The organism is Bradyrhizobium sp. USDA 4506 (genome assembly GCF_054058795.1).
The window spans coordinates 1,818,423-1,831,518 of the sequence record NZ_JBSSBM010000002.1 but is presented as its reverse complement, the minus strand read 5'-3'; the positions used below and the strand labels follow the sequence as shown (position 1 = coordinate 1,831,518).

9 protein-coding genes and 1 tRNA gene are annotated in these 13,096 nt (G+C 63.8%); 4 read left to right on the top strand and 6 right to left on the bottom strand.

Annotation, left to right across the window (positions count from 1 at the left end):
- Positions 1-13: 13 nt before the first annotated feature.
- The 3 genes from ACVIHF_RS10745 to ACVIHF_RS10735 all read right to left on the bottom strand — a co-directional run bounded on the left by ACVIHF_RS10745 (position 14) and on the right by ACVIHF_RS10735 (position 3,663).
- Positions 14-2,581 carry a TonB-dependent receptor gene (locus ACVIHF_RS10745; protein ID WP_253609142.1) on the bottom strand — a complete coding sequence of 856 codons (2,568 nt, stop codon included), beginning with the start codon at positions 2,579-2,581 and terminating at the stop codon, positions 14-16.
- A 259-nt stretch (positions 2,582-2,840) separates the two neighbouring features.
- Positions 2,841-3,080: a hypothetical protein gene (locus ACVIHF_RS10740; RefSeq protein ID WP_456780865.1), complete on the bottom strand. Its 240-nt coding sequence runs from the start codon at positions 3,078-3,080 to the stop codon at positions 2,841-2,843.
- A gap of 121 nt (positions 3,081-3,201) precedes the next feature.
- Positions 3,202-3,663: a MarR family winged helix-turn-helix transcriptional regulator gene (locus tag ACVIHF_RS10735; protein ID WP_016841339.1), complete on the bottom strand. Its 462-nt coding sequence runs from the start codon at positions 3,661-3,663 to the stop codon at positions 3,202-3,204.
- A gap of 182 nt (positions 3,664-3,845) precedes the next feature.
- Between ACVIHF_RS10735 and ACVIHF_RS10730 the strand changes: the two genes are divergently transcribed.
- Genes ACVIHF_RS10730 through ACVIHF_RS10720 form a run of 3 tightly spaced genes read left to right on the top strand, consistent with a single transcriptional unit; the run spans position 3,846 to position 8,776 of the window.
- Positions 3,846-5,015 (top strand): efflux RND transporter periplasmic adaptor subunit, encoded by a 1,170-nt coding sequence (locus ACVIHF_RS10730; protein WP_253609143.1) that lies wholly within the window; start codon positions 3,846-3,848, stop codon positions 5,013-5,015.
- Positions 5,012-8,164: an efflux RND transporter permease subunit gene (locus ACVIHF_RS10725; protein WP_456792027.1), complete on the top strand. Its 3,153-nt coding sequence runs from the start codon at positions 5,012-5,014 to the stop codon at positions 8,162-8,164. The genes ACVIHF_RS10730 and ACVIHF_RS10725 overlap by 4 nt, the downstream gene beginning before the upstream one ends.
- A gap of 57 nt (positions 8,165-8,221) precedes the next feature.
- A complete protein-coding gene (locus tag ACVIHF_RS10720; RefSeq protein ID WP_253609144.1) occupies positions 8,222-8,776 on the top strand; it encodes an invasion associated locus B family protein in 555 nt (184 codons plus the stop codon).
- 10 nt (positions 8,777-8,786) lie between these two features.
- Here ACVIHF_RS10720 and ACVIHF_RS10715 read toward each other — a convergent pair whose 3' ends face one another.
- The 3 genes from ACVIHF_RS10715 to ACVIHF_RS10705 all read right to left on the bottom strand — a co-directional run bounded on the left by ACVIHF_RS10715 (position 8,787) and on the right by ACVIHF_RS10705 (position 12,105).
- Positions 8,787-9,194, bottom strand: a complete 408-nt coding sequence (locus ACVIHF_RS10715; protein WP_018271115.1) for a GNAT family N-acetyltransferase — start codon at positions 9,192-9,194, stop codon at positions 8,787-8,789.
- Positions 9,195-9,369: 175 nt separating this feature from the next.
- Positions 9,370-9,443: transfer RNA gene (locus tag ACVIHF_RS10710), tRNA-Gln, on the bottom strand.
- Between the two features lie 181 nt (positions 9,444-9,624).
- Entirely contained in the window at positions 9,625-12,105 is a 2,481-nt protein-coding gene (locus tag ACVIHF_RS10705) for a penicillin-binding protein 1A (RefSeq protein ID WP_456780868.1), read from the bottom strand.
- A 559-nt stretch (positions 12,106-12,664) separates the two neighbouring features.
- On the opposite strand from ACVIHF_RS10705, the gene ACVIHF_RS10700 reads away from it, so the two are divergent.
- Positions 12,665-13,000 (top strand): hypothetical protein, encoded by a 336-nt coding sequence (locus tag ACVIHF_RS10700; protein ID WP_456792026.1) that lies wholly within the window; start codon positions 12,665-12,667, stop codon positions 12,998-13,000.
- Positions 13,001-13,096: the final 96 nt, after the last annotated feature.

The following is a 13,096-nucleotide window of genomic DNA, read 5'->3' as shown; positions in this document are numbered from 1 at the left end:
CGCGAAGCCTCCGTCAGTAACGCGCAGAAACAACCAGATACGCGGCGCGTCCCGGCGCTTCGAGCACGAACGGCGCCGCGCTCTGGTACAGCGCGTCGTAGTAGCGCTTGTCGAAGATGTTGTTGACGAACAGCTTCATCGTCCAGTGCTTGTCGATCTTTGCTTCGGCAAAGGCGTCGAAGCGCCAGTAGCTCGGGATCGAGGTACCCTGGTTGGCCGCCAGCAGCGTGCCGCCATAGACCTTCGAGCGATACACCGCCTGCCCGCCAAGCTCCCACATGTCGGTGAGCTGATACTTGGTCAGCATGCTGAACGACTGGTGCGCGACGTTGGCGAGCGGCAGTCCGACATTGCTGGAGTACAGGATGGTGTTGGCCGGCGGCGCCAGCGACCTCGTCACTGCCGACTGCATCAGCACGAGACCGCCGAACACGCTCCATTTGTCGGTGATCTTGCCGCCGACACCGAGATCGATGCCGCGGATGCGGTAGGCCGCGCCCGCGGTGATGCAGGAAATATTGCCGGTCGTCCCGGTCGGATAGGAGCAGCCGAGCGCCGCGGCCGCGGTTGCGTTGTTCACGTTCTGCGATTCGCGCGCATTTTCCTTCTCGGTCTGGAACAGCGCCGCCGTCACCAGCAGATGACGATCGAACAATTCCCACTTGGTGCCGACTTCGATCGCCTTGTTCTTTTCCGGCCCGAAAATCTGGGTATTGCCGCCGTTCAACACCGGAGACAGGCCGCCATACGCAGTGCTGGTACCGTCGAACTCGGCGCCGACAGGGTTCGACGAGGTCGCATAGGCCGCATAGACGCTGCCGTTCGGCAGCGGCTTCAAGGTAAGGCCGAGGTTGAAGTTCGGCATCCCGAAGTCAGCCGACTGACTGCCGAATGTGGTCCTATTGCCCGACGTCAGATATCCTGACGTGTTGATCTTGTAGTCGTCGTAGCGGATGCCGCCATTGAGGATCACGAAGTCATTATAGTTCGCGGTATCCATGATGTAGCCGCTGGTGGTGTCGATCCCGATCTTGGTCGGCATCCCGGACAACCCCGACGGAATCGGGAACGGAATGTTGGTGTATTGCGGATTGAACACGCTGACGCCGGAGAGCGATCCGCTTCCCGTGAAAGCCGATGTGCCGGTCGTTATTTCCGAGCTCAGGCCGAGATATCTGTCGATCGAGGACCGCTCGTTGTCGTATTCGACGCCGGCCGTCGTCGTGTGCTTGAAGCCGAGGCCGTCGACCGATTTGTAGGTCGCCTCGGTCTGGTTGGCGAACACGTCGGTGACCTGGTAGCGGCTTTGCGGATTGGCGCTCAGCGTATACGCCGTGAACGGAGCGCCGGCGGCAAGCGTCGGCGCTTCCGGCAGCGTGCCGATGTAGTTCTGGGTCGAACGCGATTCCCGGATCTTGTTGCTGACCACGAGGTCCGGCGTGATCTGCACTTCGGCGTTGATGGTGCCGATGTCCTGCCCGGTCCTGAAGAAGTCGCGGTTGACGAAGCCGTACCAATTGTTGCGGTTGACGCCGAAATCCGGGAACGGGCCGCCGGCCGTGCTCGCGGTGCTCGGCCGGTAATACGGCACGCCGAAATCCGGGAGTCCGGTCAGTTCAGTGTGGATGTAGTTGCCGGTGATCTTCACCGCATCAACCGGCTTCCATGTTCCGGCGACGAACGCGCCGTTGCGGTCGTCGGTGACATAGCTGCGGCCGGCGACGCCGGCATCCTGGAACAGGCCGCCGGCGCGGATCGCCAGCGTCGGGCTGATCACCTGGTTGACGTCGAGCGTCACGCGCTTGGTGCGATCGGTGCCGAACGTGGTGTCCATGTTGTAGAAGCTGTTCTGCGTCGTCGCCTGCTTGGTGACGATGTTGATCGCGCCGCCGGTGGTGCCGCGGCCGGCAAAGGACGAGCCCGGGCCGCGCAGGATCTCGACCTGCTCGGTGAAGAAGTTCTCGCGGACGCTGACGCCGGAGTCGCGCACGCCGTCGATGAAGATGTCGTTGCGCGCATCGAAACCGCGGATGAAGAAGCGGTCGCCGAAGGCATTGCCGCCCTCGCCCGTGCCGAGCGTGACGCCGGCCGTCGACAGGATCGCCGACTTCAGCGAGGTGGCGTTCTTGTCTTCGAGCACGTCCTTGGTCAGCACCGTGACCGATTTCGGCGTGTTCAGGATCGGCTCGGGATATTTCCCGGACGACTGCAAACGGTCGCCCTTGTACGGCGCGGCCGGATCCGCGTACGGATCGCGGTCGGCGGGAAGACCGCCGGCGTTGGGAAACGGCACCGGCGCCTGCAGTGCTTGCTGGTTGTTGCGGCGCGCGGCGCGGCGCAGCGCGTTGCGGGCGCGGACCTGGTCCGACGTGGGCTTTGACGTCACGGGCCGCGGGCGAGCGACCGGGGCATCGACATTCACCGGCGGCAGGTTGGATTGCTGCGCTTCGGCCCCCGAAAACGACGCCACCGCGATTAGGCTCGCGACTGCGGAGACCTTCGTGGCGGAATAACCGGTGTCATCAGCCGAACCGATCGCTGCATCGAAGCGCAGCGATCTCGGCGCCTTCACATTGCTCATGTCTTGCTCGCCCCAGAAAAATCAGCTCGTTCGCGAAATGAAGCTGCGACGAACTGTCTCCATCGGTTATCGAGCGTGACCTTTTTTATCAATGCGGTGAGCGCAACAGTCGGCTTGAATCGCCCCAATTCAAAGCGATTCTAATCTACGGTTTGAAATCGTTCTAAAGTAAAGTTTTTAAGCGTTCTAATAATCGTTCTAAATCAGAGCTGCCCGTCATTGATCGCGGCTTGCGGGCGCTGTCCATGCGTCCACGCGATTACTCGGCGCCTGGCGGCTTCATCAGCGAAAACAGCTCGTCGATCGTCCGCTGCGCGACCTGCCGCACGCGGTCGCTGTTCTCGAGGCCGGCGATGTTGACGCCGTTGACGACCGCTTTGATCTCGTCGCGGAAGTCGGTGAGAAAGCGCAGCGGATCCCGCTGCTCGTTGGCGACGCGCGCGATCAATCCGGTGACCAGGATCTGGCATGCCATCATGCGCCCGTTCAACTCATCCATCGCAGCCCTCGTCCTCTCGCATCGTTGCCGCGCGATATGAACGACATCCCGCGACGATTCAACCGGCACGCTGCAACGGGTGAATGGATAAAGCGAAGGAATCTGCGCGCGATGAGATGCGCTATTTCGCAGCGATGCGCTCCGCCTCCTCGCCGAGCGCCTTGATGCGATCCTTGACCTCGCGCAGCGTGGCGAGGCCGCTTTCGACGTGCTTGTCGGAGACGTCGCGCAACACGTCGCCGGCGATCGCGTCGCGCAAACTGTCGAGATCGTCGACGAGACGACGCCCGCTCCGGGTCAGGAACAGGCGATTGGCACGGCGATCCCTGGGATCGGGCCGGCGTTCGAGCAGGCCATGCTCGACGAGGCGGTCGAGCAGCCGCACCAGCGAGATCGGTTGCAATTCGAGGACGTCGGCGAGATCGACCTGGGAAAGTCCCTCCTGCTCGCGCAGGCGGAAGAGCACGATCCATTGCGCACGCGTGGTGCCTCGCGCCTTGGCGCGATGATCGATATAATTGCGCAGCAGCCGGGAACTCTCGACAAGCTGCGCGATAAACTGGCGTTTGAGATCGAGCGACATAGGGGTCCTCGGTGCGTTTCCCAGGCGAATTGTTTCTGCTCGTTTCTGACCTAAACCTTTCCAAATGTTTAGGATTCTCAAGCCTTGGTGTGTTTACACATTAAGTGCACGCATATTATATCCGCAAGCTCTGTGAACCGTTTCGATCAGCCTTTATTGTTACGTCGAACCCAAGAGTCCGTATGTCAAAGTCACGCACCATCGGTTGGGTTTTAGTGATCGCTGCGGTCGGCGCCGCCGGTTATTTCGGCTGGCAGAAACACACGAGCAACCAGCAGGCGATCGAAGCCGCCCAGAAGCGCTCCGCCCAACGCCCGGCCGTCCCGGTCAAGATCTCGCCGGTCGAGAAAGCCGACTTCCCGGTCTATCTCACGGGTCTCGGCACCGTGCAGGCATTCAACACCGTCCAGGTCCGCACCCGGGTCGACGGCCAGATCACCAGGATCGCTTTCAAGGAAGGCCAGTTCGTCAAGGCCGGGGACACGCTGGTCGAGATCGATCCGCGGCCCTATCAGGCAACGCTCGACCAGGCCAAGGCCAAGAAGGCCCAGGACGAAGCCAATCTCGCCAACGCCAATCTCGACCTGCAGCGCACCACCAGGCTCGGCGAGTTCGCGACACGCCAGCAGCTCGACACCCAGCGCTCCACGGTGGCGCAGCTGACCGCCCAGATCTCGGCTGACGAGGCCGCCATCTTCAACGCCCAGACCCAGGTGGACTACACCACCGTCAAGTCCCCGATCGACGGCATTGTCGGCCTGCGACTGGTCGATATCGGCAACATCGTCAATGCCTCGGCCCAGACTGGCATTGTCACGATCACCCAGATCGAGCCGATCACGGTGATCTTCACCGCGCCGGAAGACCAGCTGCCGGATATCAAGGCGGCGCTGGCCGTGGCGCCGCCCAAGACCATTGCCCTGACCACCGACGGCAAGCGGGTGCTATCCACGGGAACCCTGGCGCTGATCAACAATCAGGTCGACACGTCAAGCGGGACTGTCCGGCTGAAGGCGGTGTTTGATAACAAGGACCACGCGCTGTGGCCGGGCCAGTCGGTCTCGACCCGCCTTCTGGTCAGAACCTTGAAGGATGCCACCGTCGTCCCGGATGACGCGGTGCAGCATGGCACCGATGGCCTCTACGCGTATTCAGTCAATCAGGAGAACAAGGCCGAGCTTCGCAAGATCAAGGTCAGTCAGTCGATCGACGGCAAGTCGGTGATCGACGAGGGCCTGTCGCCGGGACAGCAGGTGATCACCGCGGGCCAGTACAAGGTCTCGCCGGGAACCCTGGTGACAACGGCGGTGGCGAGCTCGGATCCGTCCCAGTCGAAGGTTGCGCAGGAATGAGCGTCGGCGCCGGAATTTCCGCACCATTCATTCGTTTCCCCATCGGCACCTCGCTGCTGATGGCGGGCATCCTGTTCGTCGGTCTCGTCGCCTATCCCCTGCTGCCGGTCGCGCCGCTGCCGCAGGTCGACTTCCCCACCATCCAGATCACCGCGACCCTGCCCGGCGCCAGCCCGGAAACGATGGCGACATCGGTCGCCCAGCCGCTGGAACGCCAGTTCGCGCAGATCCCCGGCATCGCGCAGATGACCTCGACCAGCTATCTCGGCACGGCGGCGGTCACCATCCAGTTCGACCTCAACCGCAGCATCGACGGCGCCGCCAACGACGTGCAGGCCGCCATCAACGCGGCCAGCGGCCAGTTGCCGAAAACCCTTCCCTCGCCGCCGACCTACCGCAAGGTCAACCCGGCGGACTCGCCGATCATGCTGCTGTCGGCGACATCGGACACGCTGCCGCTGACGACGGTCAGCGATGCCGTCGACGCCCAGCTGGCGCAGCAGATCAGCCAGATCTCGGGCGTTGCGCAGGTCATCATCGGCGGCCAGCAGAAGCCGTCGGTTCGCGTCCAGATCGACCCCGCCAAGCTCGTCGCCAAGGGCCTGTCGCTGGAGGACGTCCGCGCCGCGATCAACATCGCCACCGTCGACAGTCCGAAGGGCAATATCGACGGCGCCACCCGCGCCTACACCATCTACGCCAACGACCAGTTGCTGACGGCGAGCCCGTGGAACGACGTCATCATCGCCTACCGCAATGGCGGGCCGCTGCGGATCCGTGACATCGGCCAGGCCGTCACCGGGCCCGAGGACGCCAAGCAGGCCGCCTGGGCCAACGGCAAGCGCGGCGTATTCCTCGTCATCTTCAAGCAGCCCGGCGCCAACGTCATCGACACCGTCGACAAGATCAAGGCGACGCTGCCCCGGCTGGTCGCCGCGATCCCGCCGGCGATCAAGATCGACGTCATCAGCGACCGCACCACCACGATCCGCGCGGCGGTCGAGGACGTCCAGTTCACCCTGCTGCTGACCATTTTCCTGGTCGTGATGGTGATCTTCGTCTTCCTGCGCAGTTTCTGGGCGACCGTGATCCCGACAGTCACGGTGCCATTGGCGCTGCTCGGCGCCTGCGCGTTGATGTGGGTGTTCGGCTACACGCTCGACAATCTGTCGCTGATGGCACTGACGATCGCGGTCGGCTTCGTGGTCGACGACGCCATCGTGATGCTGGAGAACATCAGCCGCTACATCGAAGAGGGCGAGAAGCCGATGGCTGCCGCCTTCAAGGGCTCGCAGGAAATCGGCTTCACCATCGTTTCGATCAGCATCTCGCTGGTCGCGGTGCTGATCCCGCTGCTGCTGATGGGCGGCATCATCGGCCGCCTGTTCCGCGAATTCGCGGTCGTGCTCGCGATGACCATCTTCGTCTCGATGTTCGTGTCGCTGACGCTGACCCCGATGATGGCCTCGCGCTTCCTGCGCGCCCACAATGACGAGAAGCACGGCCGGTTCTACCAGCTCAGCGAGCGCGGCTTCGACGCCATGCTGCGCGGCTATCAGAGCGTGCTCGACCTCGCTTTGCGCTGGAAGTTCACGACGTTGATGATCTTCTTCGGGACGCTGGCGCTGTCAGTCTACCTGTTCGTCGTCATCCCGAAGGGCTTCTTCCCGCAGCAGGACGTCGGCCTGATCACCGCGACCTCGGAAGCCAACCAGGACATCTCCTTCGCCGACATGAAGCGGAAGCAGGAGGAACTCGGCAAGATCGTGCAGCAGGATCCCGCGGTGGCGACGGTGGCGATGGCGATCGGCGGCAGCGGCCGCGCCGGCAACAACGGCGCGATGTACATCACGCTGAAGCCGCTGAAGGATCGCGACGCCAACGCGCAGCAGGTCATCGCCCGGCTGCGGCCGAAGCTGGAGAAGGTCGAGGGTGCCCGGCTGTTCATGCAGGCGGCGCAGGACGTCCGCCTCGGCGGCCGCCCGACCCGCACCCAGTTCGAATTCACGCTGCAGGATGCCAACCTCGCCGAATTGAACGAATGGGCGCCGAAGATTCTCGGCAAGATGCAGACGCTGCCGCAGCTGCGCGACGTCGCCACCGACCAGCAGACCAACGGCACCACGCTCGAATTGAAGATCAACCGCGACACCGCCTCGCGCTATGGCATCCAGCCGCAGCTGATCGACGACACGCTCTATGACTCGTTCGGCCAGCGCCAGGTGACGCAGTACTTCACCCAGCTCAACAGCTACCACGTCATCCTCGAGGTGTTGCCGGAGCTCCAGGGCGCGATCGACACGCTGAACAAGATCTACATCAAGTCTCCGCTGACCGGCGAACAGGTGCCGATCTCGACCTTCGCGACCTGGACCAGCGTGCCGGTACGGCCGCTCTCGATCAGCCACCAGGGCCAGTTCCCGGCGATCACCATCTCGTTCAACCTGGCGCAGGGTGTTGCGCTCGGCCAGGCGACGGAAGCGGTGCAGAAGGCGATGGTCGACCTTGGCGCGCCGCCGACACTGAGCTCGAGCTTCCAGGGTACCGCGCAGGCGTTCCAGCAATCGCTGTCGACCGTCCCGCTGTTGATCCTCGCGGCGCTCGTGGTCGTCTACCTGATCCTCGGCATTCTCTATGAGAGCTACATCCACCCGATCACGATTCTGTCGACGCTGCCGTCGGCCGGCGTCGGCGCGCTCGCGATCCTGATGGCGGCCGGCTTCGACTTCTCGCTGATCGCGCTGATCGGCATCATCCTGTTGATCGGCATCGTGAAGAAGAACGGCATCATGATGGTCGACTTCGCGATCGCGGCCGAGCGCGACCAGCACATGGAGCCGGTGGCGGCGATCCGCCAGGCCGCCCTGCTCCGCTTCCGCCCGATCATGATGACGACGATGGCCGCTTTGCTCGGCGGCGTGCCGCTGATGCTAGGGACCGGCACCGGCTCGGAAATCCGCCAGCCGCTCGGCTACGCCATGGTCGGCGGCCTGATCGTCAGCCAGGCGCTGACGCTGTTCACGACGCCGGTCGTCTATCTCTATCTCGACAGGCTCTCCAACGCGTTTGCCAACTGGGGCCGCTCGCCGCGCACCGACCACGATGCTGACGACGACGAGCATGGATCGGTCAAGGAGGCCGCCGAGTGACTTGACTTTGCCGGCATCCCGGCACATCCGAAAGATGTCCATTTCGGAGCCGGTACCGTGAAGATTGTCGCAAAGTCGCTCTTCGTCCTGTTCACCGTGTTCGGCATAGCCCACTCCGGCCACGCCCAGACGGCCAAGAGCAAGAACGCGCCCACTCCGGCAGCTGCGCCCGCGGCTCCTCAGGGTGATACAGCAGCGCCCAACAATTCCGGCTGGGTCGCGCGCTGTACCAGTGCGAGCCGCGACGCTCCGCTCGAATGCGCGATGGAACAGACCGCGGTGCTCACCAAGACCGGCCAGCTCATCGTGCTGGTCAATATCCGCGTTCCCGGCGACACCCGCACGCCGGTGGCGCTGATCCAGCTTCCACTCGGATTGAACCTGCCTGTCGGCGCCAAGCTGCAGGTCGACGACGGCAAGGCCGTCGACGTGCCGATCCAGACTTGCGAGGCGCGCGGCTGCTACATCAATACGCCGATCGCCGCCGATGTCCTGACCCAGCTGAAATCGGGCAAGCAGCTGAAGGTGTCGTTCCAGAATCTCGGCAAGGAAACCATCTCCATCCCGATGCCGCTCGCCGATTTCGCGACGGTCTACGACAAGATCAAGTAACGCCGCGCAGTTATCGCTCCCGCTTGTAGAGGAACGCGTTGTCCGGCTGCGGCATGCCGATGGTCTTGTAGAACCCAATCGAGTCCGGCGCCGACAACAGCAGGCACATCGATTCAGGTCCGGCGAGGCGCCGCGTTTCCGCGATCAGACGCTTGCCGATGCCATGTCCCTGGTACCCGCGATCGACCGCAAGGTCCGACAAATAGCAGCAATAGGCGAAATCGGTCAGCGCGCGCGACACGCCGACCAACTTGCCCGCCTTCCGCGCCGTCACGATCAGATTCGCATTGGCGATCATGCGCTCCATCCGGTCGGTATCCGCCAGCGGTCGCCGCTCGCCGAGGCCCGACTGCCGCAGCACCTCGATGAACTCATCGACGCCGATCGACGCTTCGCGGGCATAGAGAATTTCGTCCATCAGCCTAAACCTCTGGTGCAACGAGCCGGACCACACGCGCGAGACCATGGTGGATTACGCCGGACCAATCCACCCTCATGCCGTGATGGCACACATACGACTGGACCTCCGTCGGCAGCTGCAGCCGGCAATCTCGTCGGGATTTGAGAGGCTGATTCACGCCACCGAGGCGGATTGGCTGGGGAACCTGGATTCGAACCAAGACAAACAGAGTCAGAGTCTGTTGTGCTACCGTTACACCATTCCCCAAGAATAGTCCGTGGTATCAACAGCTTAGCTGGATGACTGGACATCTCGGTGCAGCGGGTTCGCCTGCCAAATCAGCGCCCGCGCGAGAGCGACCTTCTACCCGCTTGGTCCCACGCTTGGCAAGCATTGTTGGCGAGGAATGGGCGTGAAAATCGCGGCCCGAAGGCCTGCCCACCAAGCCTCAGTACAGCCCGCCCGTCCCTGACCGCATCACGGCCCGATCGGCGTCCGGCGAAATGCCCTGCTGGGTGCCGTCGATCACATCGGTACCGGCGACCATCCCGGGATCATTGACCGGCGGCGCCTGGCCCGGCTTGAAGGCTTCGAGCACCACGCCCCTGTTCTGACCGGGCGCGGCGCGCTGGCCGGTCTTGGCATCGACCAGGACCAGCCGGATGCCGACCGGCTGCTTGAACGGGGTGGCGGGCTTGTCGGCCAGCGCGAGCTTGAGGAAGTCGCGCGCGATCGGCGCCGCGGTGTGGCCGGCCTGCGCGTTGCGGCCGAGCGAGCGCGGCTTGTCGTAGCCGACATAGAGACCGACCACGAGGTCCGGCGAGAAGCCGACGAACCAGAGATCCTTGGCCTCGTTCGAGGTGCCGGTCTTGCCGGCGAGCGGCTTGCCGACGTCCTTCAGCGCGGTGCCGGTACCGGCCTGAATCACGCCCTCCATCAGCGAGGTGATCTGGTAGGCGGACATCGCGTCGAGCACCCGCTCGCGGCGGTCGACGAGCTGCGGCTCCGGCTGGTTCTTCCAGCCCTCCGGCGCGTCGCAGCCGCGACATTCGCGCTGATCGTGCTTGAAGATGGTGTGGCCGTAGCGGTCCTGGATGCGGTCGATCAAGGTCGGCTTCACGCGGACGCCGCCATTGGCGATCATCGAATAGGCCGTGGCCATCCGCATCACCGTGGTTTCGCCGGCGCCGAGCGCGTAGGCGAGATAGTTCGGCAACTCGTCATAGACGCCGAAGCGCTTTGCATATTCGCCGATCAGCGGCATGCCGATTTCCTGCGCCAGCCGCACGGTCACCGTGTTGAGCGAGAGCCGCAGCGCGTTGCGCAGCGTCACCTGGCCCTGATACTTGCCGGTCGAGAAGTTTTCGGGCCGCCAGATGTTGCCCTGCCCCTGGTCGATCTCGATCGGGGCGTCGATCATCATGGTCGATCCGGTGTAGCCGTTGTCGAGCGCCGACGAATAGACGATCGGCTTGAAGGTCGAGCCGGGCTGCCGATAGGCCTGCGTCGCGCGGTTGAACTGGCTCTGGTCGAACGAGAAGCCGCCGACCATCGCCAGCACGCGGCCGGTGTGCGGATCCATCGCCACCATCGCACCCGACAGTTCGGGGATCTGGCGCAGCCGGTACTGGCCTTCGATGCGCTGGCCGTCCTTGCTGAAGAGCGGGTCGGCGTAGATCACGTCGCCGGGCTGCAGCACCTGCGCCACCGATGTCGGCGTCTTGCCCTTGCTCTTGGCCCAGCGCACGCCGTCCATCGTGATGATGCCGGTATCGCGCTGCTTGCTAATGGCGCCGCCGAGCTCGCGGCCCGGCTGGAAGCCGATCCGCGCCGACTGGTCGTTGCTCTCCAGCACCACCGCCATCCGCCACGGCGAGATGTCGGACAGCGACTTGATCTCGGCGAGCGGCACGCCCCAGTCACTGGTCAGGTCGAGCTTCTGGATCGCACCGCGATAGCCCTGCTGCTCGTCATAGTTCACGAGCCCAGCCACCATGGCCTTGCGCGCCATCACCTGGATCTTGGGATCGAGCGTGGTGCGCACCGACAGGCCGCCCTCATAGAGCTTCTTCTCGCCATAGCGCTCGAAGATGTCGCGGCGGACTTCTTCCGAGAAGTATTCGCCGGCGAAGGTGTGCGCGCCATTGCTGCGGTTGGTGACGGTCAGCGGCTCCTTGCGCGCCTTGTCGGCGTCGGCCGCGGTGATCCAGCCGTTCTCCTGCAGGCGATCGATCACGTAGTTGCGGCGCTCGACGGCGCGCGCGCGGTTGCGCACCGGATGCAGGCTGGCCGGCATTTTCGGCAGCGCCGCCAGATAGGCCGCTTCCGCGACCGTCAGCTCATTGACGGACTTGTCGAAATACACCAGCGAGGCCGCCGCGATGCCGTAGGCGCCAAGGCCGAGATAGATTTCGTTGAGATAGAGCTCGAGGATCTTGTCCTTGGAGTAAGCCCGCTCGATTCGCATCGCCAGCAAGGCTTCCTTGATCTTGCGGGTGAACGACACCTCGTTGGTCAAAAGGAAGTTCTTGGCGACCTGCTGGGTGATCGTCGAGGCGCCCTGCGGCCGCCGGTTGGAACCGAAGTTCTGGATGTAGGCGACACCGGCGCGCGCCATGCCGGTGTAGTCGACGCCGCCATGCTCGTAGAAATTCTTGTCCTCGGCGGCGAGGAACGCGTTGATCACGAGCTTCGGCACCGCCTGGATCGGCAGATAAAGCCTGCGCTCCTTGGCGTATTCGCCGAGCAGCGAGCCGTCGGCCGCGTGCACGCGGGTCATCACCGGCGGCTCGTAGTTCTGGAGCTGCGAATACTCGGGCAGGTCCTTGGAGAAATGCCAGAACAGCCCTGCGACCGCGGCCAAACCAGCCAGGAACAGGATGGTGCCTGCGGTGAACAGGAACCCGAAGAACCGCAACAGAAATTTCATCGACCAGATTTCCGTGGCGAATACGTCGCTCGTTCTGAGCGCGCTGCGTGCCACTTAGGCCGCCCGGTATATCGGTCGCTCCATGGACCTGCAATTCAACACCGGAGAATTAAAGCAAGCCAGGCGTCAAACTTATGCCATAGAGCCCGGCTCGCGCCCGCAGCCAAATCGGCAGACCTCGCCGACTGGCAGCGCCCCGCGGAGGCTGCATCGATCTCCGCTGCAGCGCTGCGCGCTTCGCGCACCGCGCCTGATAGCGCTGCGGTCTCGATACGCTTGCGCGGAGAGCACGTTCCGAAAGAAAAGCGCGGGCCGGACGGATCGATTCCCCGATCCGGCCGACGATTTGGGTGCTGCGACATCAGAAACCGGTGGACAGCGCCGGCGCGCCAATCACATTAAGGATTTGTTAACTATAACTACCGCAAGTTGTTGGCATACACCGACTCGCGACGGGCTGATTTGGATGGCACTGCGCGGATTTAAACGGCCATTTACGGCCGACCCTAACGTTCTTGGATTTCCAAGACCACCCGCATCGGCCATGGGCACAGAAGCCTTGGACCTCGTCTACCAGGCGGCGGATTTGTTCCGCAGCATCGAGGACAGGGCTCGCGCCGGCGAAGCGCGCGCCGAGGCCGCCGAACAGGCGCAGCTCGAAATCATTGCCGCCACCGAGCGCAAATTGAGGGATGCGTCGCGGGCGCTTGAGGAAGCCCGACGGCGCATCGAGTCCCAACAGGAGCAACTCGATGCGGCCGAATTCCGCGCCCGGGCCGCCGAAGCCGAGGCGCGCGAAGCCAAGCAATCCCTGGCTCTGATCGAAGACGCGATCCGCCGGCGCCTGCTGCTGACCAGCGGGCAAAAGGACGGCAGGTCGACCGCCGTCGCCTGACCGCAGCACGGATCAATTGGAGCGGCAGCCCGCACGAGCGGAGCGACATGCGGGAGCTCAACAAGACCCGGATGTCGCTTCGCTCATCCGGGCTAC

Excerpts from the sequence above, each read along its gene's own strand:
- ACVIHF_RS10705 (WP_456780868.1), bottom strand. The coding sequence starts at position 12,105 with ATGAAATTTCTGTTGCGGTTCTTCGGGTTCCTGTTCACCGCAGGCACC.
- ACVIHF_RS10745 (WP_253609142.1), bottom strand. The coding sequence starts at position 2,581 with ATGAGCAATGTGAAGGCGCCGAGATCGCTGCGCTTCGATGCAGCGATC.
- ACVIHF_RS10740 (WP_456780865.1), bottom strand. The coding sequence starts at position 3,080 with ATGGATGAGTTGAACGGGCGCATGATGGCATGCCAGATCCTGGTCACC.
- ACVIHF_RS10735 (WP_016841339.1), bottom strand. The coding sequence starts at position 3,663 with ATGTCGCTCGATCTCAAACGCCAGTTTATCGCGCAGCTTGTCGAGAGT.
- ACVIHF_RS10715 (WP_018271115.1), bottom strand. The coding sequence starts at position 9,194 with ATGGACGAAATTCTCTATGCCCGCGAAGCGTCGATCGGCGTCGATGAG.
- ACVIHF_RS10730 (WP_253609143.1), top strand. The coding sequence starts at position 3,846 with ATGTCAAAGTCACGCACCATCGGTTGGGTTTTAGTGATCGCTGCGGTC.
- ACVIHF_RS10725 (WP_456792027.1), top strand. The coding sequence starts at position 5,012 with ATGAGCGTCGGCGCCGGAATTTCCGCACCATTCATTCGTTTCCCCATC.